Origin of the sequence: Streptomyces sp. CB01373, assembly GCF_002803075.1 — a bacterium.
GTDB lineage: Bacteria > Actinomycetota > Actinomycetes > Streptomycetales > Streptomycetaceae > Streptomyces.
Genome location: NZ_NNBK01000034.1, coordinates 1 through 25,869, shown reverse-complemented (window position 1 = coordinate 25,869; position 25,869 = coordinate 1). Strand labels below are relative to the sequence as shown.

Here is a 25,869-nt window from a genome sequence, read left to right as displayed (position 1 = left end):
TCGGATCCCAGGACATGTCCACGATCTGAGCGGGCTTACGCCCCGCCCGACGCGCCTCGGTAGTGGTCATGTGACTTACTGCCCCTCACTGTTCGGGTTCCGGGGGTCGGTGTACGGCTCCAGCTCGTCGGGCCGGAAGTAGTGGAAGCGGCCGTACCAGGCGTGCAGTTCGGCCGCGGGGTCGTCGTCGAGGGTGACGGCGAGGTGCACGCTGCCGTCCACGTCGTGGAAGACCGCGGCCACGCGTGCGGTCCGCCCGGCCAGGAACATGTCCTGGGCGTCGGCGCCCCGGCCCCGGGGACGCAGCAGGACACGGCTGCCGCTTCCCAGGGGCACGCCGTCGACGAGCACCGTCTCCGTGGTGGGGGAGAGGCCGTCGTCACCGCCCTCCTGCCACCAGGCGGGCCGGTCCGCGCCGGGGCCCCCGGTGGCGGCACGCCCGGCGGGGGCCAGCGAGCGGATGGCGCCGTGCAGCCGGGACAGGACCTCCGGCGGCATGTTGTCCACCCGGTCCAGGATCTCGGCGGCGCGCGGATCGGTGGCGCGGGCCTCGCGCTTCTCCTCGTCGGTCAGGAGCATCGTCCGCAGCGTCAGGATCTCGTCGATCTCCGCCGCGTCGTGCAGGTCGCCCGGGCTCTCGGGCGCGACCTGCGGACGGTCGGGCAGGATGATCGGCGCGGACAGCAGCACGGGGCCGGTGTCGCCGTCCGACGGCCGCGCGGGGTGCGCGGCGCCGGTGCCGGCGTCCGGGGCGGGCGGTGCGCCGCCGAGGACGGGGAAGGTGAACGCGTTGCGGCAGCCGCGGACGTGCTCCAGCAGGTCCGCGGGCGGGTCGGTCAGCGAGACGAACTCCACGCCCGTACCGCCGATGAGGGTGTGCGTGGCGATGAGCGCCTGGCGCAGTGCCGTGTCCCGCGGGGCCCGCGGGTCCGCCGCGTGCCCGGTGTTCTCGGTGCGCACGCGCAGCCGGACCAGGCCGTCCGCGAGCCGCTCGGCCGTGAGCGTGGTGTCCGCCCGGATCTCCACGCGCCGCCGTACGATCCGCCCGGCGCCCCCGGGCAGCGGCTCGCTCTCCTCACCGGCCGCCGCTCCCACGGGGGCGGTGTGGTCCCGCCGCAGCAGGTCCTCCAGCGGTACGACGAGGCCGCTCTCGCGCGGCACCGCCTCGTCGAAGGTCAGATGGGTCGCGCCGTCGCCGGTCCGCAGCGACTCGACGGGACGGTTCGCGCCGTCCGGGCCGGTCTCCTCCACCTGCTTGTGCTGCGCCTGGAGGTAACGCACCCGGATCCGCAGGACGGCGTCGGGCGCGTGGACCCGCAGCAGGCACTCGGTCCGCTGGTACCAGGAGTCGGCGGAGCCGGACACGCCGACCGTGACGGGCCCGTCGTGCTCCACCCAGTTCCGCGGCGCCAGCACCCCGAACTGCCACCGGACGCGGTTCTTGGGGGAGGAGCGTCGGTACGGATAGAGGAGGTAGCCCTCGTAGAGGACGGCGTCGGCGACCGCGCCCACCTGCTCGAAGGGCCGCTCGCCGGAGCCCACCGGCACGGCGCCGTCGCCGCCCACGGCACCCTCGACCACAGCATCCGGCATCTGGCTCTCCTCCGACTCGCAGGTTCGCCATGCCTTCCACCACCCACCCACCCCTCACGCGCCCTCTCCCCCTCCTGCCCAGCGCTGTTGGGCCGTCCGGGGGAGCGGCGGCGGTCGCCCGGGGGTTCGCTCAGCCCGGCAGGCGCGGCACGCGCAGGGCCAGCAGTGCCACGTCGTCGTCGTAGCCGTCCTGGTGGCCGAGCAGCGCGTCGCACAGCGCGTCCAGCGGGTCGGAGGCCAGGGCGGCGGCATGGTCCGCCAGGTCCCGCAGGCCGGCGTCGATGTCCCGGTCTCGGCGTTCGATCAGGCCGTCGGTGAACAGCAGCAGGGTGCTCTCCGGGGGCAGCGGGTGCCGGTGGTCGGGACGCGGCAGGCCCGGCTGCACGCCTACCGGGATACCGTGCGCGTCCGGCGCGAGCCACTGGGCCGTGCCTTCGGCGGTGATCAGCAGCGGGGGCGGGTGCCCGGCGTTGGTCCAGCTCAGAACGTACCCGGCGGCCGGATCACGCTCGATGCGGGCCAGGACCAGGGTGGCGGCCGGCGGCTCGTCGACCGCGGTGAGCGCCCGGTCGAGCCGGTCCACGATCAGGCTGGGCGGCCCGCACCGGTCGAAGGCCAGGGCCCGCAGCATGTTGCGGATCTGCCCCATCAGGGGCGCCGCCTCCACGTCGTGCCCGGTCACGTCACCGACGACGACGAGGACCGCCCCGTCGGGCAGTCCGAGGGCGTCGTACCAGTCACCGCCGAGGTGGGGAAGCTCGGACGCCGGCTCGTAGCGGGCCTCCACGAGCAGCGGGGACAGGTCGGGCAGCACCGGCAGCAGACGGCGCTGGAACTGCTCGGCGGACCGCTTGAGCAGCCCGTACAGGCGGGAGTTCTCGATGCTGACGCTCGCGGCGCTGGCCAGCGCGGTCAGCAGGGCCTCGTCGGCGTCGGCGAACGGCGTGCCGTCCTCCTTGTCCGCCAGGTAGAGGTTGCCGTACACGGTGTCGCGCACGCTCAGCGGGACGCCGAGCAGCGTGGTCATGACCGGGTGGCCCTCCGGGAAGCCGACCGAGCGGGGGTCGGCGGCGATGTCGTCGACGCGGAGCGGCTTGGGATCCTCGATCAGGCGGCCCAGCAGCCCATGGCTCTGTGGCAGCCCGGACTCGGCCAGGAGCCGCTCGGCGTCGGCGGCGCCGACGGTGATCAGGTCGATGATCTCCCCGCCCTCGCTGAGCACGCCGAGGGCGCCGTAGCGCGCGGCGACGAGGTCGGTGCCCGCCCGCACCAGATGCCGCAGCACGGTGCGGGTGTCCATGTCGGCGCTGATGGCCACGACCGCGTCCAGCAGGCAGTGCAGCCTGCGCCGGTCCAGGCTGAGCTGCCGGATCTGGGCGCTCAGCTCCTCGACGGCCTCGCCACCGCGCGTCCGGCCGCCTTCCGGGGCCGCGCCGGTCCCGTGGCCGGCCGCCTCTTCAGGCTCCGGTCGCCGTGGATCGTCCGACATGAGGCACCTCCCGGCAGGGCCGGTGCTCGGCGGTGCTCGTGCTCACTCACCGTACGGGCCCTCCGCACGGCCACCTTACGCCGAGCGGGGAGGCGGCGGCCTCCTCCCGCCCGCCACGAGCCGGGGAGGGAAAGCCCGAAGGCGGCGGCGCACCGGCGTACGCTACGGAACTGCCCAGCTCAGGTCCCCTCGTGAGGAAGAGTCACCGTGATGCAGAAGATCTCCCTCGACGCCCTCGCCCGCGAGCATCTCGGACGCGCCGAGTCGTCCTCGGCCGGCCGCAGCGCGGAGACCGTCTACGGCGGTCACGAACACGTGCTGCGCCAGACCCTGATCACGCTGCGTGCCGGCACGGCCCTCGCCGAGCACGACAACCCCGGTGAGGCGACCGTGCTGGTGCTGCGCGGGCGCGTGGTGCTGCGCAGCGGCGACACGTCGTGGGAGGGCATGGCGGGGGACCTGCTCATCGTGCCGCAGTCCCGGCACAGCCTGGAGGCCGTCGAGGACGCCGCGGCCCTGCTGACGGTCACCAAGGCGCCCTGACCAGCCAATTCTCCGTGTCCCTCCGCCGCAAGCGATGGGCGGAGGGACACGCCCGGCACTGCTCCGAGGTCTGATCCCCGCTCCCTCGTCCGCCGCACGTATGGCTCGCGGCCGCTCCGGGTACCCGAACGGCGCCCGCGACGAGATGAGGAGCGCGCGATGGCTCCCGCGAAGCAGAGGACGGCGGCGTCCGCCGGCGGCGGACGACGGGCGTCGGCACGTGCCAGCAAGCGGTACGACGCGATGCCCGAACTCGACGGCGAACCCGATCTGCTCGGCCAGTACCTGCGTCAGATCGGCGCCACACCGCTGCTCGACGCGGAGGGCGAGGTGCGCCTCGCCCTCCGCATCGAAGCCGGTCTGCAGGCCACCGAGGAACTGAACCAGGCCGACGAGGGCGGCCGTGAACTCACGCCGGAGCGGCGGCGGGAACTGGAGGCCGCCCTGCGGGACGGCCAGGAGGCCAAGGACCACATGGTGCGGGCCAACCTCCGGCTCGTCGTGGCCATGGCCAAACGGCACGCACACCGCGGGCTGCCACTGCTCGACGTCATCCAGGAGGGCAACCTGGGGCTCATCCGGGCCGTGGAGAAGTTCGACCACACCAAGGGGTTCAAGTTCTCCACCTACGCCACCTGGTGGATCCGCCAGGCGATGGAACGCGGCCTCGCCACGCACGCGCGTTCCGTGCGGCTGCCGATGCATGTCGTGGAGCAGCTGCAGAAGCTCGCCAAGATCGAGCGCAAGCTGCAGCTACGCCTCGAACACGAGCCGACCGTCGAGGAGGTCGCAGGCGAGAGCGGCCTCGCCGAGGACAAGGTCGTCTGGCTGCGCCGCGTCGGCCGGCAGGTGATCAGCCTGGACATGCCGGTGGACGACACCGGGGAGACGGTGGTCGGCGACCTCATCCCCGACACGGAGGTGCTGCAGGCCCCCGAGGTCGCCGAGTACCAGGCGCTGGCCGAGGAACTCCGGGAGGCCGTCGACACCCTGGCACCGCGCGAGGCCCTCATCCTCAGCCTGCGGTACGGCCTGCACGACGGGCACCAGCGCACCCTGCACGAGGTCGCCCAGCACGTGGGCCTGACCCGGGAGCGCGTACGCCAGCTGGAGAAACAGTCACTGGCCCAGCTCAGGGAACAGGAGCCGGGCGAACGGCTCCTGTCGTGGGCGAGCTGAGGCGCCCGGGCGGAACAGTGCGCCCGGCACGATCGCCGGGCGCACGGTTCCACTCCGGCCGCCGCGACGCGCGGCGGCGGCCGTCACCAGCGGTACCAGCGGCCCCTGCGGCCGCCGGCGCCCTCGGACCGTGCCACGAAACCGAGCAGCCACAGCACGAGCACGATGACCGCGATCCACCACAGCGCCTTCAGGGCGAACCCGGCGCCGAAGAGGATCAGGGCGAGCAGGAGAACGAGCAGCAAGGGAACCATGTATATCCACCTCCGGACCTTCGAATGCCCGGCCTGCGCGCGAACACACCCTGGGAAATGCGGTGTTTCCGCACGTGAAGCAGGGGAACTCGTTGATGCTGCCCGCGAGTCGGCCAGTGCGGCCGGACGGGGGCGGACAGAGGACGGCTTCCGGTGTCGAGCCGGAGCCCGCCCGGGTGCGCGGATCTCCGGAGGCAGAGGTGACGGTGCGTCGTATCGGCCTGGTCGTCCACGGCGGGCGCGGTGAGGCCGCGGCTGCCGCCCGCATCGTGCGCGAGTGGTGCGACGAGCACGGCGTGGGGTGCGCGGACATCGACGTGTGGCACGACGGAGGGCGGCGCAGCGCCCGGGAGGAGATCGAGGCCGCGGGCGATCCGGACCTCCTCGTCACCCTGGGCGGTGACGGCACGTTCCTGCGCGGTGCCCGGCTGGCCGCCGTGAACGACGCCCTGGTCCTGGGCGTCGACCTCGGCCGGGTGGGTTTCCTCACGGAGGTGCCGGTCACGGTCGTGCGCGCCGCGCTGGACGCCGTCCTCGCGGAGCGCCTCACCGTGGAGAACCGGATGATGCTCAACCTGCGCGCCTCGCGCCGCCTGGAGGTGCCGGCCGACATCGAGGAGCTGATGCGCTACGGCCGCCGTCCGCTCCTGCCGCCACCGCGGGTGCGCGCCGACTGCCAGGCCGGCGGTGACTGGGGCATCCCGCTGAACGTCACCGCGCTGAACGACGTCGTGCTGGAGAAGCTGGCCCGGGACCGGCAGGTGTCCGTCGGCGTCTACCTCGCGGGCCGCCTCCTGGCGTCCTATTCGGCCGACGCGCTGCTGGTCGCCACCCCGACGGGCTCCACGGCCTACAGCTTCGCCGCCGGGGGGCCGGTCGTCTCGCCCCGCGCGGACGCCCTCGTCTTCACGCCGGTCGCCCCGCACATGGTCTTCAACCGCTCGGTCGTGGCGGCGCCGGACGAACCGATCGGCCTGCGCGTCCTGGAACGCTCGGGCCAGGCCGCCGTCACCATCGACGGACAGTTGCGCGGTGTGCTCGACCCCGGCGACTGGATCGGCGTCTACGCCGCGTCGCGCCGGCTGCGGGCCGTCCGCCTCGGTCCCATGGACTTCTACGGCCGTCTGCGGGAGCGCATGAACCTCACCGACGCCCCGGCCGCGGTCGCCGACGGCACCCCGGCCCCCCTGTGGCCGGTGACGTCGCCGCGACCGGCCGACCTCGCCCACCTGGCCCTGCCGGCCCGCCCCGGTGAGGTCTCATGGGTCCCGTGAATCCGCGGTGGACCGTCCCGGCCGCCGCTCAGGGGTGGGGCTCCGTGGGGAGGCGGTGGGCGGCGAGGGCGGCGAGGTCGTCGTCGAGGTGTCCGTCGCTGTAGTCGAGCAGATCCGCGTGCAGGCGCTCCAGCAGCGCGCCCGGCGGAAGGCCGGTCCAGGGCCGGACCCGCTCGGCGAGCGGGTAGAAGGCGCCGGCGGAATCGCGGGTCTCGGTGACGCCGTCGGTGTACAGAAGCAACGTGTCGCCCGGCCGGAAGGGCACGACGTCCACCCGGTACCCGTTGCCGAGCAGGCCGCCGAGGTTGATGGGCGGCGAGGGCTCGGTCGGTTCCAGCTCGCCGACGCGGCCGCCGCTGACCAGCAGCGGAGACGGGTGGCCGCAGTTGACGAGGCGTACGACGTGCTCGTCGTCGGGGATCTCCGCGAACACCGCCGTCACGAAGCGCTCGGCCGCCTCGGTGCCGGGAAGCTGCTCGGCGTAGCGGCTCATGCTGCGCTCCATGCGCCGGGCCAGACCGGCCAGGTCGGGCTCGTCGGGCGCGGCCTCGCGGAAGGCTCCGAGCACCGTCGCGGCCGTCTCCACGGCGACCAAACCCTTGCCGCGGACGTCGCCGACGAGCAGCCGCACCCCGTGCGCCGTCGGCACCGCCTCGTACAGGTCGCCGCCGATCTGCGCCTCGGCCGCAGCGGAGAGGTACAGGGTCTCGATGGAGACCTGGCCGAGCCGGTGGGGGACCGGGCGCAGTAGGACGCGCTGCGCGGTCTCGGCCACGGAACGCACCGTGGCCAGGGTGTACTCCCGGCGCGCACGGTGCCAGGCGAGGATCGTGCCGAGGATGCCCACCAGGAACGTGCAGATGTAGTTGGCCACGTAGTGGCGGTCCCAGAGATTGCCCACGGTGCGGCCCGCGCAGCAGGGGGTCCCGGCCAGGACGCCCTCCAGGACGATGGCGAACACCGTGACGGCGGCGACCACGCGGGGGCCGTACCCGAAGGCGGCCACCAGCGGCAGGGCGGTGAGCACGAAGCTCACGGGCCACAGCGCCGGGGTGACCGGTTCGACGGCGAGGACCACCACGACGTAGAAGACCGGCAGCCAGCGCAGCCACAGGGGCTGGGCCGGCAGATGCGACCGCTTGTCCGGCTCGCGGGGGTGGCGGTCCTCGCGGAAAGACTCAGGCGGCCTGTTCACAGGTACTCCCGGCGGGCTTGATCAAGAGCACCAGCCTCCTGTGCCGTACCGTCACCGCCTCGGCATTGCTCCAGGCAAGGGCATGTCAGCGAGGCAGACACCCCCCAGCGTACGGGCACGACCGGGGCGCCGCGCGAGACGCGCCCCGGTCGTGCGTGAGGTGGCCCGGCCCGGTCAGGACGCCGTGCAGGCTCCGAGCGTCGGTGTGGAGTTGTTGCCGTTCTTCGCCGCGGTGAAGCCGAAGCTGGTCGAGGCGCCCGCCGCGAGACTGCCGTTGTAGGAGGCGGCGCGCACGGTCATGACGTTGCCGCTGCTGTCCCAGCTGGGGGTGCCGTTCCACAGGCTGGCGACCTTCTGCGGCGGGGCGAAGGTGAGCGACACGGTCCAGCCGTTGATCGGGGCGGAGCCCGCCTTCACGGTGACCTCACCGTTGTAGCCGTCGTTCCAGTCCGAGGTCCTGGCGAAGGAGACCGTGCAGGTGGCGTTGCCACCGGGGTTGCCGCCGCCGGGGTTGCCGCCGTCCCCGCCCCCGGTGCTCGAGCCGCCGAGCGCGGCGAGGGCCGCGTCGTACGCGGGCTTCTTGCCGTAGTTGGAGTCGAACAGCAGGGGAGTGCCGCTGCTGCGCCACGAGTACTTGTCGGTGACCCCCCAGACGGTGAGGCCCGTGCAGCGGGTCACCGCGAGGCAGGCCTTGACGACGTTCGAGTAGTTGTTGGCCTGAGCGGTGCCGGAGCCCTCGATGTCGAGCTCGGTGATCTGCACGTCCACCCCGAGGTCGGCGAAGCGCTGCAGATTGGCCTGGTAGTCGGACGGGACGGGGGAGGCGCTGTTGAAGTGGGACTGGAAGCCCACGCAGTCGATCGGCACACCACGGGACTTGAAGTCCTTGACCATGGCGTAGACCGCGTTGCTCTTCGCGTTGACGCCGTCGGTGTTGTAGTCGTTGTAGCAGAGCTTGGCGTTCGGGTCGACGCTGCGGGCCGTGCGGAAGGCCTCCTCGATGAAGCCGCTGCCGAGCTTGTCCGCGAACGGAGAGCTGCGCAGGGCTCCGCTGGAGCCGTCCTGGTACGCCTCGTTGACCACGTCCCAGGCGTAGATCTTGCCCTTGTAGTGCTGCATGACCTGGGTGATGTGGTTGTTCATCGCCGAGCGCAGGTCGGTGGCGCCCAGGCCCGAGACCCAGGAGGGGAGCTGGGAGTGCCACACCAGCGTGTGCCCGCGGACCTTCATGTTCTGGCTCTGCGCGTGGCTGACGATCTGGTCGGCGTTGCCGAAGGTGAAGGTGTTGCGGGAGCCCTCGGTGGCGTCCCACTTCATCTCGTTCTCGGGCGTGACCTGGTTGAACTCACGGTCGAGCGTGCCGGCGTAGGCCGACTCGCCGAGGTGGTTCGCGGCGACGGCGGTACCGAAGTAACGGCCCTTTCCGGCCGCGGCGGACCCCAGCGAGTCGGCGGCCGCCGCGGTGTGCGACAGGGCCGTGACGGTGGAAGCGGCGAGCAGGACGGCCGTGAACGCCTGCGCCGCCCGTCTGGGCATGGGCATGCCATCTCCATTCTCGAAAGTTTCGCTGCCAAGCTCGAATGTGACGCGCAGGTTACGAACAGATCGGGGGTCGGTCAACGGTTCGCGCACGATGGGCTGCGGGATGGCTGAAGCTTGACCTCCCGCTATTCCTTTGGGAGTTACGGGTGGCTCCAGTGGTTGACGCGGCGGTGCGACGCCTCTAGCGTGACGCGGCGCCTTCCCGAAATCGACGCGAAAGTTTCGAAACAAAGGATGCCGACATGCCCCGAACCCGAAGAAGGCCCGGACTTCGCACCTTGCTGACGGCACTGCTCGCGGGTGTGACACCCCTGCTCGCGGCTCTCCTGCTCGCCGCGCCGAGCGCCCACGCCGCCTCGCTGACGGAGGTGACCGGATTCGGCGCGAACCCGAGCAACCTGCGCATGTACGTGTACCGCCCGGACAGCGCCCCGGCCCGGCCGGCGGTGCTCGTGGCCGTGCACTACTGCACCGGGTCCGGGCCCGCGTTCTACTCGGGCACCGAGTTCGCCTCGCTCGCCGACCGGTACGGCTTCCTCGTCGTCTACCCCTCGGCCACGCGCAGCGGCGGCTGCTTCGACGTGTCCTCGCCGCAGGCCCTCAAGCGCGGCGGCGGGAGCGACCCGGTCGGCATCATGTCGATGGTCACCTACGCCCAGCAGCACTACGGGGCCGACCCGGCGCGCGTCTTCGTCGCCGGCGCCTCCTCGGGGGCGATGATGACCAACGTCCTGCTCGGCGACTACCCCGACGTCTTCAAGGCCGGCGCCGCCTTCATGGGCGTGCCCTTCGGCTGCTTCGCCACCACCGACGGCTCCGAGTGGAACAGCGCCTGCGCCAACGGCACCGTGATCAGGACACCGCAGCAGTGGGGCGACCTGGCCCGCGGAGCCTACCCGGGCTACACCGGCCCCCGGCCGCGCATGCAGGTGTGGCACGGCACCGAGGACACCACCCTGCGCTACCCGAACTTCGGTGAAGAGATCAAGCAGTGGACCGACGTCCTGGGCGTGAGCCAGACCCCCGCCTTCACCGACCACCCGCAGTCCACCTGGACCCGTACGCGCTACGGCGGCACCGGCACCCAGGCGCCGGTGGAGGCCATCAGCATCCAGGGGACCGGCCACACCCTGCCGACCTCGGGCATGGCCGCCCGCGCCATCTCCTTCTTCGGGCTGGACTCCACGACCACACCGCCGCCGACCGACCCGCCCACCACACCGCCGGCGGGCGCCTGCCGGGTGGCTTACACGACCAGTGCCTGGAACACCGGGCTCACCGCGAACATCACGGTGACCAACACCGGTACCGCGCCGATCGACGGATGGGCGCTGGCCTTCACCCTGCCGGCCGGCCAGACCATCACCTCCGGCTGGAACGCCACCTACTCCCCGGCGAGCGGCGTCGTCACCGCCCGCAACGTCTCCTACAACTCGGCCCTGGCCCCCGGAGCCTCGACCACCCTGGGCTTCCAGGCCAACCACACCGGGAACACCGGCAGCCCGGCGTCCTTCACCCTCAACGGGGCCGCCTGCCAGGTGAGCTGAGCGGCCACGCGGACGCGCCCCGCCACCCCCACGAAAGCGGTCGTCGGGGCGGTCGGGGCGCGGGGCCGGACTCGGCGGCTCTCGCCGGGGCCGTGGGTTCCGTGGGGCCTCAGAGGGAGGGGCCGGCGTCCTCGGGGCGGATCCGGCCCCGCCAGGCCCCCGTCTCGCCTCCGTGCTCCTCGATGTACTGCTTGAAGCGCTTCATGTCCCCCTTGACGCGCCGGTCGACCACGCCCAGCATGTCCCCGGCCGTCTCCACGGTGCCGCTGGGCTCGACCTCCATGACCAGTTCCACCCGGGTGTGCGTGTCGTCGACACGCTCGAAGCGGACCGAGCCCTTCTGCCGGGTGTCACCGGTGGTGCTGCGCCACGTGATGCGCTCGTCGGGCAGCTGGTCGACGATCTCGGTGTCGAACTCCCGCCGCACACCGCCGATCCTCGTGGTCCAGCGGTTGTGGCTGTCGTCGAGCTGCCTGACCTCCTCGACGCCCTCCATGAACCTCGGGAACTCCTCGAACTGCGTCCACTGGTTGTAGGCGGCGTGGACGGGGACGTCGACCTCCACTGTCTCCTTGACCGTGCTCATCTGCGCCTCCTGTCTCGCGGACCGGCGGCGGGACGGGTGTCCCGCCGCGGAACAGCAGAGGCGACGGGTACCCGCATGAGCCCGGTTCACGACCCGTTCGGCGCGGGTCAGCCGAGCTGCCCGGTGCGGGCGGACCGCCACAGGTCGACGCCGCCGTCGGTGGCGTGCTTGTCGATCTCGGCCAGCTCCTCGGCGCTGAAGTCCATGCGGTCGAGGGCGGCCACGTTCTGCTCGAGCTGCTCCACCCGGGAGGCGCCGATCACCAGGGAGGTGACCCGCTCGTCGCGCAGCGCCCAGGCCAGCGCCATCTGGGCGAGGGTCTGCCCGCGGCGGGCCGCCATGTCGTTCAGGGCGCGCAGCCTGCGCAGCATGTCCTCGGAGAGCCAGGCGGTGTCGAAGGAGGTGCCCTGCGCGGCGCGCGAGTCCTCCGGCACGCCGTCCAGATACCGCCCGGTCAGCAGCCCCTGGGCCAGGGCCGTGAAACCGATGACGCCGAAGCCCTCCTCCTCCGCGGTGTCGAGCAGCCCCTCGTTCTCGATCCAGCGGTTGACCATGCTGTACGAGGGCTGGTGGATGAGCAGCGGGGTGCCCAGTTCGCGCAGGATGGCGGCGGCCTGGCGGCTGCGCTCGGCGTCGTAGGAGGAGATGCCGACGTACAGGGCCTTGCCCTGGCGGACGGCGGTGTCCAGGGCGCCCATCGTCTCCTCCAGCGGCGTGCTCGCGTCCAGCCGGTGGGAGTAGAAGATGTCGACGTAGTCCAGGCCCATGCGCTTGAGCGACTGGTCGAGCGAGGCGAGCAGGTACTTGCGGGAACCGCCGCCCTGGCCGTACGGGCCGGGCCACATGTCCCAGCCCGCCTTGGTGGAGATCACCATCTCGTCCCGGTACGGCGCGAGGTCCTGCTTCATCAGACGCCCGAAGTTGATCTCCGCCGAGCCGTAGGGCGGGCCGTAGTTGTTCGCCAGGTCGTGATGGGTGATGCCCAGGTCGAAGGCGCGCAGGGCGATCTCGCGCTGGGTCTCGAAGGATCGGTCGTCGCCGAAGTTGTGCCAGTAGCCCAGCGAGAGGACGGGCAGGTCGAGCCCTGACTGTCCGGTACGGCGGTAGCGCATGGTGCCGTGGTAACGCTCAGCATCCGCGACGTAGGTCATCGGGAGGTCTCCGGGTGGTGCGATGAGGGGGGCGTCTCCCCGGGATCGGGGGGATGCCCCCACCTTGCTCCAGCATGATCCTGAAGTCCAACCGCTTCGTTCCATCGGACTCAGCGCCGGTGCTTCTGAATCGGGCGTACGGGGACGCCTCAGGAGTCGCGCGGCGGCGCGGTGAGGTGCTCGCCGAGCTGCTCGACGAGTTCGCTCATGGTGTGCCCGACGAGCCCGGCGTCCGCGTCCTCGGTGGTGATCACCGCCAGATGCGCGCCCTCGCCGGCCTCGACGATGAACAGCACCCCTCCGTAGAACTCGGTCATCGCCGAGCGGACCCCGCCGGTGCCGTCGCCGAACTCGACGGACGCGCCGTGCGACAGGGACTGGATACCGGCGGCGATCGCGGCGAGCTGGTCGGCCTGGTCGGGGGTGAGCTCCGGGGTGCGGCACAGCTTCAGTCCGTCACGGGACAGCACGAGCGCGTGCCGCGCGCCCGGGGTCCGCTCCAGCAGCCCCTCCAGGAGCCAGGTGAGCTTGTCGTCGGCGGTGGTCTGGCCGGTCATGAGGTGGTGTCGCCTTCCTGGGGCAGAGCCTGGCACTCGCCAGTTGCACGTGTTGTCAACTGCCGGTCACTATACGAAACTTGGTGATCATCTTGGCAAGCCCCGGGACGGATCTCCCTGGTGGAACCGGTCAGCTGGGGGCCTGGGCCTGCACCATGCGGCCGAAGCGGTGAGCGGTCGGCGCGGCGGGGACGCGCCGGATCGCGATCAGCGCCACGTCGTCGTCGAGGCGCCCGCCGGTGTGGCCGAGCAGGTCACGCTGGACGTGGTGGAGCAGGGACTCCGGGGAGCCGTCGGTCCACTGGGCCGTCCGCTCGACGAGCGGATAGAAGACACCGCGGCCGTCACGGGCCTCGACGGCCCCGTCGGTGTAGAGCAGCAGGGTGTCGCCGAGGTCGAAGGGCAGTACGTCGACCACGGAGCCGTTCGGGTCGGTCAGGCCCACCCCGAGCGGCGGGGCGGGGCTGAGGTCCGGCATCGTCACCGATCGGTCCGGTCTCAGCAGCAGCGGGGCCACATGGCCGCAACTGGTCAGCCGCACGATCGGTTCGTCGTCCGGGATCTCGATCAGCAGGGCGGTGACGAAGCGCTCCCCGGCCTCTTCCTCCGGTTCGAAGTCGGACAGATAGCGGGTGATGCTCCGCTCCAGGGAGGCGGCGAGCGAGGGCAGGGCGGCGTGGTGGTGGGCGGCCTCGCGGAAGGCGCCGAGCAGCAGGGCCGCCTCGCCGATGGCGGGGAGCCCCTTGCCGCGTACGTCGCCGATCATCACCCGGGCACCGTTCGGGGTGCGGGCGGCCGCGTAGAGATCGCCGCCGATCGACGCCTCGTCCTCGGCGGCCAGATAGAGGGAGGCGAGCTGAAGCGGGCCGAGCCGGGTCGGCAGGGGCCACAGCAGCACCCGCTGGGCGGCTTCGGCGACCGACCGGACCTGGGCCAGCTCGCGCGCGCGGCGGTCGCGGACCGCGCACAGGGCCACGACCAGCAGGGAGAGCACCGCCAGGGCGATCATCTGCACGAACACTTCCCGGGACGGCAGGATGCCCAGCCGCCAGCCCGCGAACCCCTGGGCCGCCACCGCGGCGGCGCCGATGACCCCGGTGAACCACGGTCCCTCGAACCAGGCGGTGATCGCGGGAGCTATCACCAGCAGCGGCCCGAGCACAATGTCGGACGGGGCCACGATGTCGGACACGGTGATGAGGACGATGAGCGTGACCGGGATCAGCAACAGTATGTGGCCCGACTGCTGCCCCTGGGCCCGGTCCGCGAAACGCCCCTGCCAGGAACTCACGCCTACCACAGTGCACCGCTGCGGCAGGGCGTGCGAGCGCAGTCACCCGGTTCACCGGCCGGGTACGGCACCCCGTCCGGCCGTCGCGGGCCCGCCCCGCCGCCGTACGGCCCGGCGGCCGGCGCGCGAGGACACAGGCCCCGGAGTGTCCCTGGCGCTGGGCGCCTGTTCGGGTGGCACGCGCCGCCCGGCACCGAGCGGCCACGCACGGCTCGCCCGGAGCGAGGGCCGCCCGACGCGGACCCGGCGCGGCGGTCGCGCCGGTGACCGGGCGGGCCGGCGGTCTCGGGGGCCGGCTGCGGTATGGACGGAAGCCGTGTCGGTTCGTTCACCATGCCATCGCGTCCAGAAGTGCCTCCGGGTCCGGCTCCGGGCGGCCGTCCAGGCTCAGTTCCGCCCAGATCACCTTGCCGTGCGGCACGTAGCGCGTGCCCCACCGGTCCGCGAAATGAGAGACCAGGAACAGGCCCCGGCCGCCCTCGTCGGTGGTCGCCGCCCGCCTGAGGTGCGGCGAGGTGCTGCTGCCGTCCGACACCTCGCAGATCAGCGTGCGCCCGAGCAGGATCCTGACCCGCAGCGGTTCGGCGCCGTAGCGGATGGCGTTGGTCAGCAGCTCGCTGAGCACCAGCTCCGTGGCGAAGCAGGAATCCTCCAGCCCCCAGTCGTGCAGCCGACGGGCGACCTCCCCGCGTACCCGGGAGACCGCCTCCACGTCGAACGGCACGTCCCAGACCGCCACCCGCGAGGGATCGAGCAGCCGTGTCCGGGCGACGAGCAGGGCCACGTCGTCGCTCGGGTGGTCCGGCAGCATCACCTCCATCAGCGCCTGGCAGGTCCCCTCCGGCGTCAGGTCCGCGGGCGCGACGGTCTTGGCGAGCACGGACAGCCCCTCGTCGACGTCCCGCCCGCGGTCCTCGACCAGGCCGTCGGTGAACAGCACGAGCCGGCTTCCCTCGGGCAGGCTCAGCTCACCCGACTCGAACGGATGCCCGCCCACCCCCAACGGCGGCGCCAGGGGAAGATCAGGGAAGGTCACCCGCCCCACGGGGTCGACCACGGCCGGTACGACGTGCCCCGCGCGGGAGATGGCGCAGTGCCCGCCCACCGGGTCGTAGATGGCGTACAGACAGGTGGCTCCCGTGACCGCGGACACCTCGCCGTCCGCGCTCGCCGTCTGGGTGTCAAGACGCGTCACCATCTCGTCCAGATGACCCAGCAGCTCGTCGGGAGGCAGGTCCAGGGACGAGAAGTTCAGCACCGCCGTGCGCAGCCGCCCCATCGTCACCGCCGCGTGCAGCCCGTGCCCCACGACGTCGCCGACCACCAGCGCCACCCGGAAACCGGGCAGCGGGATGACGTCGAACCAGTCACCTCCCACACCGGACTGGGCCGGCCGGTACCGCCACGCCACCTCGAGCGCGTCCTGGTCGGGCAGGTCCCGGGGGAGCAGACTGCGCTGAAGCGTCACCGCCATCGCGTGCTCGCGGGAGTAGCGGCGCGCGTTGTCGATCGCCACCGCCGCCCGGGCCACCAGTTCCTCGGTGACCGCGACGTCCTCCTCCTCGAACCGGGGCGAGCCGGCACCCCTCCAGAAGTTGACCATGCCGAGGAGCACACCCCGCGCCCTCAGGGGCACGGTGATCAGCGAATGGATGCCGTGCTCGAGCACCCGGACCGCGCCCTGGGGATCCCGGGACCGCCAGTCCTGTGCGTGGTACAGGTCCGGCACCAGCACCGCCTTGCCGCGTTGCAGCGCCGCCCCCATCGACGTGTCGGCCACCACGAACTGGATGAGGTCGCCCACCGGCTGGAGCGGGCTGCGCGCGTCCGCGTCGTGCAGCGCGGTCCGGCGCATCCGGTGCATCGCCCCGTTGGGCTCCTCTCCCTGCAGCACCGACTCCAGCAGCTCCACGGTGACGATGTCCGCCACCCGCGGGACCGCCACCTCGGCGAGTTCCTGCGCGGTGCGCCGTACGTCCAGCGTCGTGCCGATCCGCACCCCGGCGTCGTACAGCAGCGTCAGGCGTTCCCGGGCCAGCTCCGCCCGGCCCGACAGGGCCCGCAGCTCGGTGGTGTCGCGGAAGCTGGCCACCAGGCCCGGCGCGGTGCCGTACGGGGTGGTGCGCCGGGTGTTGACCGCCAGCAGCCGGTCCCCGGCCGGGAACACCGCGTCGGACGCGACCTCGCCGGACTTCAGCAGCCGCGTCATCTCCGGTCCCAGGCCCAGCTCCGTGACGTGCCGCTGGTCTGCGTCAGGAGGGAGGTCGAGGAGCCGCTGCGCCTCGTCGTTGGCGAGCAGCACCCGACCGTCGGCGTCGGTGATCAGTACACCCTCGCGCACCGCGTGCAGCACGGCGTCGTGGTGCTCGTACATGCGGGTCATCTCGGCGGCGCCGAGACCACGGGTCTGGCGGCGCAGCCGCCGGGTGACGAGGAAGGTGCCTCCGGTCGCGAGCACCACGGCCAGCGCCGCCGCGTCCAGCACCATCGGGATCTGCTGGTCAAGGAGGTGCCCCAGGGTCTGGTACTCGATCCCCGCGGTGACGATGCCGATCACGTGCCGGCCGGCGCCCTCCACGGGCACCACCGCGCGTACGGAGTCCTCCGGGCTTCCGTGGAACGTCTCGGTGAAGGTCTTGCCCGCGATGGCGCGGCCGATCGCCTGGGCCGGAGTGCCGATCAGCCGCGGCTCCGGGTCGGTGAGCCGCACGCCGTGGTTGTTCAGCACGGAGATGTAGTCGACGCCGGAACTCAGCTGCGCCTTCTCCGCCGGGATCTTCAGCAGCGCCGACGGATCGGGCGACTGGAGGGCCACCGCCGTACCGGGTGCCTGGGCGAACGCCTCCGCGACGGCCAGGGAGCGCGCCTTGGCGATGTTCTCCCCGTCGTACCGCCGCTGGAGCACCACGGCGGTGGCGGCCGCGGCGACGAGCACCAGGACGACGATCACCTGCAGCAGGAAGACCTGCGCGGCCACCGTGCCGGGCCGCCAGGACGGTGGGAAACGGAACCCGGTGGCGCTCCGGGCCGTCCAGGTCACCGGCCCGCCGCGTGCCTCAGCGTCCGCCCGACGCTCACCGAAAGGTGGTTGCGCTGCGCTTCGGGGCTGGCGGGAACGACCGACCATGTTGTCAGTTCTAACACCGTGGTTCCCTGCCGGGCGACCGGTATGTCTGCTCCATTCCTATATGGATCGGTCAAGTCCTGCGGAGATCGATGGTTTTGCCCGGATATCACTGGGGAGGGGCTGTTCCGCCCAGATCGTCTTGCCGGAGCCGGTGTACCGGGTGCCCCAGCGCTGGGCGAGCTGGGCGACCAGGAACAGACCCCGTCCGCCCTCGTCCGTGCTGCGCGCGCGCCGCAGGTGCGGGGAGGTGTGGCCGCCGTCCGAGACCTCGCAGATCAGGGAGCTCTCGTGGATGAGCCGCAGAGCGATCGGCCCGCGGGCGTGCCGGATGGCGTTGGTGACCAGTTCGCTGACGATCAGCTCGGTGGTGAAGGCCAGCTCGTCGAGGCCCCACTGGGACAGCCGGTCGCTGACGTCGTCGCGCACGACGCGCACGGCCGACGGGTCGGCGGGCACGTCCCAGGACGTCACGCGGTCGGGGCTGAGGACGCGTGTGCGGGCGACGAGGAAGGCGACGTCGTCACGCGGCCGGTCGGCCAGCAGGGCGCGGACCATGACGTCGCAGATCTCCTCCAGCGGCCGGTCGGGGTGGGCCAGGGCGAAGCACAGCCGCTCGATCCCGACGTCGACGTCCTGTTCCGCCGCCTGGATCAGCCCGTCGGTGTAGAGGGCGACGACGCTGCCCTCCTCCAGCGGGATCTCGGCCGACTCGAACGGCAGGCCGCCGAGGCCCAGGGGCGGGCCGGCGGGAATGTCGGGGAACTCCACGGGCTCGGTCAGGTGCGCGACGGCCGGGCTGGGGTGTCCCGCGCGGGCCACGACCATCGTCCGGGCGATGGGGTCGTAGATGGCGTACACACAGGTCGCGCCGGCCGCCGCCGGGCCCTCGGCGGCCGCCTCCGCCTCGTCCGACAGGCGCATCACCAGGTCGTTGACGTGCGCCAGCAGCTCGTCCGGGGACTGGTCCAGGTCGGCCAGCGTCTGCACGGCGGCGCGCAGCCGGCCCATGCTGGCCGCGGCGTGCAGGCCGTGTCCGATGACGTCGCCCACCACCAGCGCGACGCGGGCGCCGGAGAGCGGGATGACGTCGTACCAGTCCCCGCCCACCCCCGACTCCGCGTCGGCGGGGAGATAGCGGTGGGCGACCTCGACGGCGTTGTGCCGGGGCAGGTTGGGCGGCAGCAGGCTGGTCTGGAGGGTGAGCGCGGCCTCGTGCTCGCGGGCGTAGCGCCGGGCGTTGTCCACGCACACGGCGGCCCGTGCCACCAGGTCCTCGATCAGGAGCTGGTCGTCCTCGGTGAAGGGATCCGGGTTCTCCCAGCGCAGCAGGGTCACCACGCCCATCGTGACGCCGCGGGCCCGGAGCGGCAGCACCAGGTGCGTGTGCACGCCGAACCGGTTGATCCCGGTCCACCGCACCGGGTCGTCGGGCAGCCAGGGCGTCCCCGGGCCGAGGGCCTCGCGGCTGGGCTCCCCGGTGGCCAGACACCGGTTCTGCAGCGACCCGGACGGGTAGCGGATGGGTTCGCCGACCTCGGCGATCACCTCGGGCAGGTCCGGCCGGATCGACAGATGGGCCGCCCGGCGCAGCGTGATGGGGCCGTCCGGGGAGCGGGTGGGCGGCCCCTCTCCGGCGGTCGCCACGTCCAGGAGGTCGATGGCCACGAAGTCGGCGAGTTGCGGGACGGCGACCTCCGCGAGCTCCTGGACCGTCCGGCCCAGGTCCAGTGTGGTGCCGATGTGATCGGCGGCGGCGTTCAGCAGCACCAGCCGCTCGCGGGTGGGATCGGGGGCGGTGACGTTCCGGGCGGCGTAGCAGATACCGAGCGTTCCGCCCGCCGCGTCGTGCAGAGGGAAGAAGGAGCGCGGCCGGGAACGCTCACGGCCGGCCCGCCCCGGCCTGCCGCGCCGGGGCGCCGTGTGGGCCACGGTCACCTGACGCTGCCCGGAGACCATCCCGCGTCGTGCATGCCGCGTCACAACAGCCGAGCCCCGTCCCATTCGGGCACCGGCCGGGGTGGTGCTGGAAGGGGTGGTGGGGGCGGCGGCACCGGTCGGGGCGGCGCTGGAGGGGGAGGAGCCGGCCGGGGCGGCGCCCGCCGGGGTGGCGCCGGGAGCGGCGGGGCCGGGGGCGCCGGAACCGGCCGGGACGGTGGGGGCGGGAGGGGCGCCGGTTGCCTCGGAGCCGGCCGGGGTGGCGCGGGTCGCGTCGGCGCCGGTAGGGGCAGGGCCGGTGGGAGCGGTGCCGGTCGGGGCGGTGCCGGCCGGGCCGGCGCCGGGAGTGACGGGGCCGGTCGCGCCGGATCCGGTAGGGACCGCGCTGGGCGTGGTGGGGCCGGTCGCGCCGGCGTCGGCAGGGGCGGGGCCCATGGGACGGGTGGCGGCCGGGGCGGCCGCGGCCAGGAGCAGCCAGTCGCGGCGGTCGCCGGCGGTGAGCAGCGGGCACACCCGCACGGCGAGCCGCACCGCGCGGCCCACGCGGTCGTGGACCGTGAGCAGCGCGTCCCCTGCATGACCGCTCCGGCACAGCCGGGACATCGCGGCCGTCGGATCGCGGCCGCGCAGCAACGCCCGCGCGGGATGCCGTACGACCTCGGCGGCGGAGTAGCCGAGCAGGTCCTGGGCTCCCAGGCTCCAGTAGGTGATCAGCCCGTCGGCGTCGACGACCGCCACCGCCGTGGTCGTGCTGAACGGATCGCCCGGACTCGTACCGCTCGCGCCGTTGATGCCCATGCCTTCATCCTCATCCACGGGCAGGACCCTCACCAGCCAGGACCTACACCGGCCATGCTGCCATCGGGGCCGGTGCACCGCTGCCCGGGAAACGGGCGGCGTGGGGAGGCGTGAGGCGCGGGTTCGAGCTAGGCCCCCGCGCCCAGTGCCTTCAGCGACTCGTCGGTCAGCCGGTACACCGTCCACTCGTCCTGCGGGCGTGCGCCAAGGGCCTCGTAGAAGCCGATCGCCGGCCGGTTCCAGTTCAGGACCGACCACTCGAGGCGCTCGTACCCGCGCTCGACGCACACCCGGGCCAGTTCCGTCAGCAGGGCCCGGCCGTATCCGCCGCCGCGGGCCTCCGGGCGGACGTAGAGGTCCTCCAGGTAGATGCCGTGCACGCCCCGCCAGGTGGAGAAGTTGAGGAACCACAGGGCGAAGCCCACCACCTCGCCGTCCGCGTCCTGCGCGATGTGCGCGAACGCCGCGGGGCGCTCGCCGAACAGTGCCTCGGCGAGCTGCTCCGGCGTCGCCCGTACCTCGTCCAAGGCCTTCTCGTAATCGGCCAGTTCGCAGATCAGGGCGTGGATGACGGGGACGTCGGCGGGGGTCGCGGTGCGAATCATGGGCGCAGTCTCACACACCGCGCCCCGCCGTCGAAAAGCAGGTGCGGATCAGACCGCGGGCGCCGGGTAGGTCGGGTACTCCACCCCGGAGACGTACTGGACGACTCGGATGACCTGGCAGGAGTAGCCGAACTCGTTGTCGTACCACAGGTAGAGGATCGCGTTGTCGCCCTCGACCTTGGTGGCGCCGGCGTCGACGATCGAGGCGTGGCGCGAGCCGATGAAGTCGCTGGAGACCGCGTCGGGGGCGCTGGTGAAGTCGATCTGGCGCTTGAGCGGCGAGGTCAGCGACACGTCGCGCAGGTAGTCCAGGACCTCCTCGCGGCTGGTCTCGCGCGCCAGCTGCAGGTTGAGGATGGCGATCGAGACGTCCGGAACCGGCACGCGGATCGAGCTGCCGGTGATCTTCGCCGTGAGGTCGGGCAGTGCCTTGGCCACGGCGGAGGCGGCGCCGGTCTCGGTGATGACCATGTTGAGCGGCGCGGAGCGGCCCCGGCGGTCGGCCTTGTGGTAGTTGTCCAGCAGGTTCTGGTCGTTGGTGAACGAGTGGACGGTCTCCACGTGGCCGCGCAGCACGCCGTACTCGTCGTCCATCGCCTTCAGCGGCGGGACGATCGCGTTGGTGGTGCAGGAGGCGCAGGACAGGATCTGCTCGTCCGGCTTGATGGTGTCGTGGTTGACGCCGTGGACGATGTTGGGGACGTCGCCCTTGCCCGGCGCGGTCAGCACGACCTTGTCGATGCCGGGGCGCAGGTGCCTGGACAGGCCCTCGCGGTCGCGCCACTTGCCGGTGTTGTCGATGAGGATGGCGTCCTTGATGCCGTACGCCGTGTAGTCCACCGACGCCGGGTCGTCGGCGTGGATCACCTTGATCTCGTTGCCGTTGGCGATGATCGCGCTGTTCGCCTCGTCGACGGTGATCGTGCCCTGGAACTGGCCGTGGATGGAGTCGCGGCGCAGCAGCGAGGCGCGCTTCACGAGGTCCTCGGAGGCCGGGCCGCCGCTCCCGCGGACGACGATGGCGCGCAGCCGCAGACCGTTGCCGGAGCCGGCCTTCTCGATGAGCAGGCGGGCCACGAGCCGGCCGATGCGGCCGAAGCCGTAGAGGACGACGTCGCGTCCCTCGCGGCTCTCGATCTTGTCGGCACCGGTGGCGCCGGCGACGGCCTCGGCGGTGAACTCCTCCACCGACAGGCCGCGGGCGTCCTCGCGGTACGTCGCGGCCAGCATGCCGATGTCTATCTGGGACGGCCCGAGATCGAGCGTCGTCAGGGCCCGCAGGAAGGGGAGCGTCTCGGTGACGGACAGCTCCGCACCGGCGATCTGGCGGGCGAACCGGTGGGTCTTGAGGATGCTCACCACCGACTTGTTCACCAGGGAGCGGCTGTGGAGGAGGACGGTGACGTCCCGCTCCCGGTGCAGCTTCCCGATCATCGGGATCATCGACTCCGCGATCTCTTCGCGGTGCTTCCAGTTGGTGAACGAGTCGTCGTTGACAGTCACAGATCTATCTTTCGAGCTAGGCGGCGCTCATATGCTAACCCCACGGGTTGTTGATCATGACAGTGGGCCGTACCCGCTGTCGTGCGGGGTACGGCCCACGGCCGGAAAGCCTCTGTGACCAGGTCCCTTCGGTGTGTATGGGGTACGGGTCGGGCGCGCGCCCGGCGTCATCGTCACCGGCGCCTGCGGCGGGTCATTCCGACGGTGAGCCCCATGGTGGCGAGCCCCAGCAGGGCCGTGATCGCGCCCACCCAGGCGTTGTTCCAGATGATGCCCGCCCGGGAACCGTGGGCCGCGGTCACGACCCAGGGGGAGATGATCAGCCACACGCCGAGCGGGGCGACGATCCATGCCAGGCGGAACATGCGCTCGGGGGCCAGGGTGAGGCCGAGACCGACCAGGGCGACGGTGATGCCGATGATCAGGTTGTTGACGGCGAGACTCGGCTGGGCGGCGAAGTGCACCACCCACGGGGAAATCGCGGCGTAGACACCGGCCAGGACGATCATTCCCTCGATGACGATCGCCCGGTTGCTGGCGGCCGTCCGTTCGAGGCGTTCTCGCATCTCGGCGATCTCCGGGTGCGAGCTCATGCCGGTGGAGTGCTGCGGATACGACATCGCTGCCGTCTCCTCTCCATGAGATTGCCAGTGTGGAGTCCTCCTACAGAACCAAATTCCCCCTTATGTCGCGTTTATATCTACTTGCCCCCACCTGTGTGGTGAGTTGCGTCACAGTGCGGGCCCTCGGTGGTGAGTACGGAACGGTCCGTCCGCGGGAAGCGCGGAGCCGTCTGCCAATCTTGTCGGGCGTGCGTCAAGAAAACGCCGATGACGTGCGCGAACCAGGGGACAGGGGAGGGCGAGTGACGGGGCCAGAGGTACCCGACGACGAATATCTGACGGGGTACGTGCAGATCCTGGCCGACGTCTGTGCCACCGGACGCCGTCTGACCCGGGACGAGCTGGACCTGCTGCGCGCCCACGGGGAACGGGCGGCGGAGGACGGCCACGGACTGCGCCGTCTCGTCCGCCGGCACCTCGCCGAGGCGAGGGCCTTCGCGCCCGCGCTGGCGTCCGCCGGCGTCGAACAGGTGCTCACCGCGGTGGAGCAGGCCGTCGACGCGTTCGCCGAGGGCCACGACCGCGCGCAGAAGCTCGCCATGCGCAAGGAGGAGGCCGCCCGCCGGGAGTTCATCGACGACCTGCTCTACGGCCGCAGCGACCTCGGGCGCCTGGGCGAACGCGCGGAACGCTACGGGCTGCTCTTCTCCCGAGCCCACGCGGTGGCCGTGGCCCAGGGCGGGGATCCCGTCGACGACACACACCCGGCCGCCCGGTACGTCGAGAGCGAGGTGGTCGCCCGGTTCGGTGACCGGCGCATCCTGCTCACCACCAAGGACGGCCGGCTCATCTGCATCGCCCCGGGCGACCACGACGACGTCCTGGCGTTCTTCGCCAAGCAGGCGTACGCCTCCACCGAGGGCGGCCGGGTCGCGATCGGGCGCCCCCACCCGGGTGCCGGGGGAGTGGTCCACTCCTACGAGGAGGCCCTCAACGCGCTGGAACTCGCCGACCGGCTCGATCTCCAGGATCCCGTCCTGCGGGCCGCCGACCTCCTGGTCTACCCGGTTCTGACCCGCGACCGGCAGGCCATGGCCGACCTGGTCCGCGACATGCTCGGACCGCTGACGGCCGCCCGCGGCGGCGCCCAGCCGCTCCTGGACACGCTGACCGCCTACTTCGAGGCCGGCTGCACGGCCGCGGAAGCGGCCCGCCGCCTCAACCTCAGCGTGCGCGCCTTCACCTACCGCCTGGAGCGCATCCACAAGCTGACCGGAGCCGACCCGTCCGACCCCGTGCACCGCTACACGCTCCAGACCGCCGTGATCGGCGCGCGCCTCCTCGGCTGGCCCACCGCCGAGCTCTGACCGCGGCCGGCGGAGGAACGGTGGCCGCGCGAGGCGGCATGGTTTCCCGGCCCTGACCGAGGGCGCCGGTGCCGCCGCCCTTGGCCAGGGCGGTGGCGCCTCGCGCTCGACCCGTGTGGCGGTGGCGCCTCGCACCTGGTGCTCGACCCGCGCGGCGGTGGCGCACTGCACCCGGTCCGTGTGGCGGTGGCGCCTCGCACGTGGCGCTCGACCCGCGTGGCGGTGGCGCACTGCACCCGGTCCGTGTGGCGGTGGCGCAGCAGCTCGGTCCGTGCGGCGGTGGCGCACCTCGCTCGGTCCGGGCGACGGCGTTGTCATGCCCGGGTCCGGTTCGATGCGTCCCGGCCGCTTGGCGGCGGCGCTGTTCACTCCACTGACCGTCACAACGAGCGGTGTTCCCCGACCGGTGTGAGCCTGGTCAGGGATTCGGTGGGTGCGTCGCGCCGCCGTGGCCCGGAGGACCGCGCGTCCTCCCCGGCCGGTCCGGCCGGTACCGCGACGTCCGTCCCGGCATGCCGCGGCCCTCGGGCCGCCGGCTGCGACCGACTCCGCCACCGACTCCGCCACCGACTCCATGGGAGGCCGACGACATGACGACCCAAGGCGGCACCGCTGCAGTCAGCCGGGAGCCCGCGACGCCCGAGGAACGCCCGGGTGTCGACGAGATCACCATCCTCTGGATCTCCGAGGGCATGAGCTGCGACGGCGACACCGTCTCGCTGACCGCGGCCGACCAGCCCTCCATCGAGGACGTGGTGCTGGGGCTGATCCCCGGTCTGCCGAAGGTGAACCTGGTCAACAAGGTGCTCTCGCCGAGCCTGGGCGGCGAGGACTTCCTCGCCCCCTACCGGGCCGCGGCACGCGGTGAGCTGACCCCGTTCATCCTGGTCATCGAGGGCTCGATCCCGAACCAGCGGATCATCGAGGGGGACGGCTACTGGACCTCGTTCGGCAACGACCCCGACACCGGGGAACCGCAGACGCTGAACTGGTGGATCGACCAACTCGCCCCCCGCGCCTGGGCGGTGGTGGCGGCCGGCACCTGCGCCACCTACGGCGGCATCCACGCGATGGCGGGCAACCCGACGGGCTGCATGGGGCTGGCCGACTACCTGGGCTGGGACTTCAAGGCGGAGAGCGGCCTGCCGGTGGTCAACGTGCCCGGCTGCCCGATCCAGCCGGAGAACTTCATGGAGACCCTGATCTGGGTGCTCTACCACGCGGCGGGAACGGCACCGCCGCCGCCGCTGGACCACATGCTGCGCCCGCAGTGGCTGTTCGGCAAGACGGTCCACGAGGGCTGCGACCGGGGCTCGTACTACGAGCAGGCGAGCTTCGCCACGGACTACAACTCGCCCAAGTGCCTGGTGAAGACCGGGTGCTGGGGGCCGGTCGTGAACTGCAACGTGCCCAAGCGGGGCTGGATGGCGGGCATCGGCGGATGCCCGAACGTCGGCGGCATCTGCATCGGCTGCACCATGCCGGGCTTCCCCGACGCGTTCATGCCGTTCATGGATGAGCCCCCCGGAGGAACCCTGTCGTCGATGCTGGTCAAGCCCTACGGGGCGGTCATCCGGCGACTGCGCGGCCTGACGAACGACATGGTGAACCACGAGCCCAAGTGGCGCCACAACAAACGCAAACTGACCAGCGGTTTCGACCCGCGCTGGCGTCCCTGAAGGAACGAGGTCCAGACCGAGATGACGACCACCGAGGCGCGTCGGGCGGGGCGTAAGCCCGCTCAGATCGTGGACATGTCCTGGGATCCGA

At 72.2% G+C, this 25,869-nt stretch carries 20 protein-coding genes; 6 read left to right on the top strand and 14 right to left on the bottom strand.

Annotated elements, in window-relative coordinates; genetic code table 11:
• Positions 1–75: 75 nt before the first annotated feature.
• Entirely contained in the window at positions 76–1,593 is a 1,518-nt protein-coding gene (locus CG719_RS35015; protein WP_234375925.1) for a hypothetical protein, read from the bottom strand.
• Positions 1,594–1,723: 130 nt separating this feature from the next.
• A complete protein-coding gene (locus CG719_RS35010; RefSeq protein WP_100572733.1) occupies positions 1,724–3,082 on the bottom strand; it encodes a PP2C family protein-serine/threonine phosphatase in 1,359 nt (452 codons plus the stop codon).
• Positions 3,083–3,292: 210 nt separating this feature from the next.
• On the opposite strand from CG719_RS35010, the gene CG719_RS35005 reads away from it, so the two are divergent.
• Entirely contained in the window at positions 3,293–3,625 is a 333-nt protein-coding gene (locus CG719_RS35005; protein WP_100572732.1) for a cupin domain-containing protein, read from the top strand.
• A 243-nt stretch (positions 3,626–3,868) separates the two neighbouring features.
• Positions 3,869–4,804: a sigma-70 family RNA polymerase sigma factor gene (locus tag CG719_RS35000; RefSeq protein WP_442802770.1), complete on the top strand. Its 936-nt coding sequence runs from the start codon at positions 3,869–3,871 to the stop codon at positions 4,802–4,804.
• Positions 4,805–4,887: 83 nt separating this feature from the next.
• On the opposite strand, the gene CG719_RS34995 is transcribed toward CG719_RS35000, so the two are convergent.
• A complete protein-coding gene (locus tag CG719_RS34995) occupies positions 4,888–5,058 on the bottom strand; it encodes a DUF5670 family protein (RefSeq protein WP_100572730.1) in 171 nt (56 codons plus the stop codon).
• 200 nt (positions 5,059–5,258) lie between these two features.
• Between CG719_RS34995 and CG719_RS34990 the strand changes: the two genes are divergently transcribed.
• Entirely contained in the window at positions 5,259–6,332 is a 1,074-nt protein-coding gene (locus tag CG719_RS34990; protein ID WP_234375924.1) for an NAD(+)/NADH kinase, read from the top strand.
• A gap of 28 nt (positions 6,333–6,360) precedes the next feature.
• Here the strand turns inward: CG719_RS34990 and CG719_RS34985 are convergent, their stop codons facing one another.
• Together CG719_RS34985 and CG719_RS34980 are read right to left on the bottom strand one after the other, a co-directional pair.
• Positions 6,361–7,527, bottom strand: coding sequence for a PP2C family protein-serine/threonine phosphatase (locus CG719_RS34985; protein ID WP_234375923.1), 1,167 nt, complete (start codon positions 7,525–7,527; stop codon positions 6,361–6,363).
• A 174-nt stretch (positions 7,528–7,701) separates the two neighbouring features.
• The gene (locus tag CG719_RS34980) at positions 7,702–9,063 is read right to left on the bottom strand and encodes an endo-1,4-beta-xylanase (RefSeq protein WP_442802769.1); all 1,362 of its coding nucleotides are present in this window, start codon (positions 9,061–9,063) and stop codon (positions 7,702–7,704) included.
• Positions 9,064–9,311: 248 nt separating this feature from the next.
• Here CG719_RS34980 and CG719_RS34975 point away from each other — a divergent pair, with 248 nt between their 5' ends.
• Positions 9,312–10,616, top strand: a complete 1,305-nt coding sequence (locus tag CG719_RS34975) for an extracellular catalytic domain type 1 short-chain-length polyhydroxyalkanoate depolymerase (RefSeq protein ID WP_100572727.1) — start codon at positions 9,312–9,314, stop codon at positions 10,614–10,616.
• A 109-nt stretch (positions 10,617–10,725) separates the two neighbouring features.
• Here the strand turns inward: CG719_RS34975 and CG719_RS34970 are convergent, their stop codons facing one another.
• The 9 genes from CG719_RS34970 to CG719_RS34925 form a co-directional block, all read right to left on the bottom strand.
• Complete coding sequence (locus CG719_RS34970; RefSeq protein ID WP_100572726.1) at positions 10,726–11,202, bottom strand: SRPBCC family protein; 477 nt, start codon at positions 11,200–11,202, stop codon at positions 10,726–10,728.
• Positions 11,203–11,309: 107 nt separating this feature from the next.
• Complete coding sequence (gene mgrA / locus CG719_RS34965) at positions 11,310–12,353, bottom strand: L-glyceraldehyde 3-phosphate reductase (RefSeq protein ID WP_100572725.1); 1,044 nt, start codon at positions 12,351–12,353, stop codon at positions 11,310–11,312.
• A 149-nt stretch (positions 12,354–12,502) separates the two neighbouring features.
• Positions 12,503–12,910, bottom strand: a complete 408-nt coding sequence (locus CG719_RS34960) for a roadblock/LC7 domain-containing protein (RefSeq protein ID WP_100572724.1) — start codon at positions 12,908–12,910, stop codon at positions 12,503–12,505.
• Between the two features lie 130 nt (positions 12,911–13,040).
• Positions 13,041–14,201, bottom strand: coding sequence for a PP2C family protein-serine/threonine phosphatase (locus CG719_RS34955; protein ID WP_234375922.1), 1,161 nt, complete (start codon positions 14,199–14,201; stop codon positions 13,041–13,043).
• Positions 14,202–14,529: 328 nt separating this feature from the next.
• Positions 14,530–17,328, bottom strand: coding sequence for a SpoIIE family protein phosphatase/ATP-binding protein (locus CG719_RS34950; RefSeq protein ID WP_100572723.1), 2,799 nt, complete (start codon positions 17,326–17,328; stop codon positions 14,530–14,532).
• A 57-nt stretch (positions 17,329–17,385) separates the two neighbouring features.
• Positions 17,386–20,079, bottom strand: a complete 2,694-nt coding sequence (locus tag CG719_RS34945; RefSeq protein WP_234375921.1) for an ATP-binding SpoIIE family protein phosphatase — start codon at positions 20,077–20,079, stop codon at positions 17,386–17,388.
• 110 nt (positions 20,080–20,189) lie between these two features.
• Positions 20,190–20,666, bottom strand: coding sequence for a GNAT family N-acetyltransferase (locus CG719_RS34935; RefSeq protein WP_100572722.1), 477 nt, complete (start codon positions 20,664–20,666; stop codon positions 20,190–20,192).
• A 48-nt stretch (positions 20,667–20,714) separates the two neighbouring features.
• On the bottom strand, positions 20,715–22,169 hold the full coding sequence (locus CG719_RS34930) for a glyceraldehyde-3-phosphate dehydrogenase (RefSeq protein ID WP_100572721.1): 1,455 nt from the start codon (positions 22,167–22,169) through the stop codon (positions 20,715–20,717).
• Positions 22,170–22,342: 173 nt separating this feature from the next.
• Entirely contained in the window at positions 22,343–22,789 is a 447-nt protein-coding gene (locus CG719_RS34925) for an SPW repeat protein (RefSeq protein WP_100572720.1), read from the bottom strand.
• Between the two features lie 245 nt (positions 22,790–23,034).
• Between CG719_RS34925 and CG719_RS34920 the strand changes: the two genes are divergently transcribed.
• Together CG719_RS34920 and CG719_RS34915 are read left to right on the top strand one after the other, a co-directional pair.
• On the top strand, positions 23,035–24,099 hold the full coding sequence (locus CG719_RS34920; protein WP_100572719.1) for a PucR family transcriptional regulator: 1,065 nt from the start codon (positions 23,035–23,037) through the stop codon (positions 24,097–24,099).
• Positions 24,100–24,689: 590 nt separating this feature from the next.
• A complete protein-coding gene (locus CG719_RS34915) occupies positions 24,690–25,778 on the top strand; it encodes a hydrogenase expression protein HypE (protein WP_100572718.1) in 1,089 nt (362 codons plus the stop codon).
• Positions 25,779–25,869 lie beyond the last annotated feature (91 nt).

Excerpts from the sequence above, each read along its gene's own strand:
- CG719_RS35015 (WP_234375925.1), bottom strand. The coding sequence starts at position 1,593 with ATGCCGGATGCTGTGGTCGAGGGTGCCGTGGGCGGCGACGGCGCCGTG.
- CG719_RS35010 (WP_100572733.1), bottom strand. The coding sequence starts at position 3,082 with ATGTCGGACGATCCACGGCGACCGGAGCCTGAAGAGGCGGCCGGCCAC.
- CG719_RS35005 (WP_100572732.1), top strand. The coding sequence starts at position 3,293 with ATGCAGAAGATCTCCCTCGACGCCCTCGCCCGCGAGCATCTCGGACGC.
- CG719_RS35000 (WP_442802770.1), top strand. The coding sequence starts at position 3,869 with ATGCCCGAACTCGACGGCGAACCCGATCTGCTCGGCCAGTACCTGCGT.
- CG719_RS34995 (WP_100572730.1), bottom strand. The coding sequence starts at position 5,058 with ATGGTTCCCTTGCTGCTCGTTCTCCTGCTCGCCCTGATCCTCTTCGGC.
- CG719_RS34980 (WP_442802769.1), bottom strand. The coding sequence starts at position 9,063 with ATGCCCAGACGGGCGGCGCAGGCGTTCACGGCCGTCCTGCTCGCCGCT.
- CG719_RS34975 (WP_100572727.1), top strand. The coding sequence starts at position 9,312 with ATGCCCCGAACCCGAAGAAGGCCCGGACTTCGCACCTTGCTGACGGCA.
- CG719_RS34970 (WP_100572726.1), bottom strand. The coding sequence starts at position 11,202 with ATGAGCACGGTCAAGGAGACAGTGGAGGTCGACGTCCCCGTCCACGCC.
- mgrA (WP_100572725.1), bottom strand. The coding sequence starts at position 12,353 with ATGACCTACGTCGCGGATGCTGAGCGTTACCACGGCACCATGCGCTAC.
- CG719_RS34960 (WP_100572724.1), bottom strand. The coding sequence starts at position 12,910 with ATGACCGGCCAGACCACCGCCGACGACAAGCTCACCTGGCTCCTGGAG.
- CG719_RS34950 (WP_100572723.1), bottom strand. The coding sequence starts at position 17,328 with ATGGTCGGTCGTTCCCGCCAGCCCCGAAGCGCAGCGCAACCACCTTTC.
- CG719_RS34935 (WP_100572722.1), bottom strand. The coding sequence starts at position 20,666 with ATGATTCGCACCGCGACCCCCGCCGACGTCCCCGTCATCCACGCCCTG.
- CG719_RS34925 (WP_100572720.1), bottom strand. The coding sequence starts at position 22,789 with ATGTCGTATCCGCAGCACTCCACCGGCATGAGCTCGCACCCGGAGATC.
- CG719_RS34915 (WP_100572718.1), top strand. The coding sequence starts at position 24,690 with ATGACGACCCAAGGCGGCACCGCTGCAGTCAGCCGGGAGCCCGCGACG.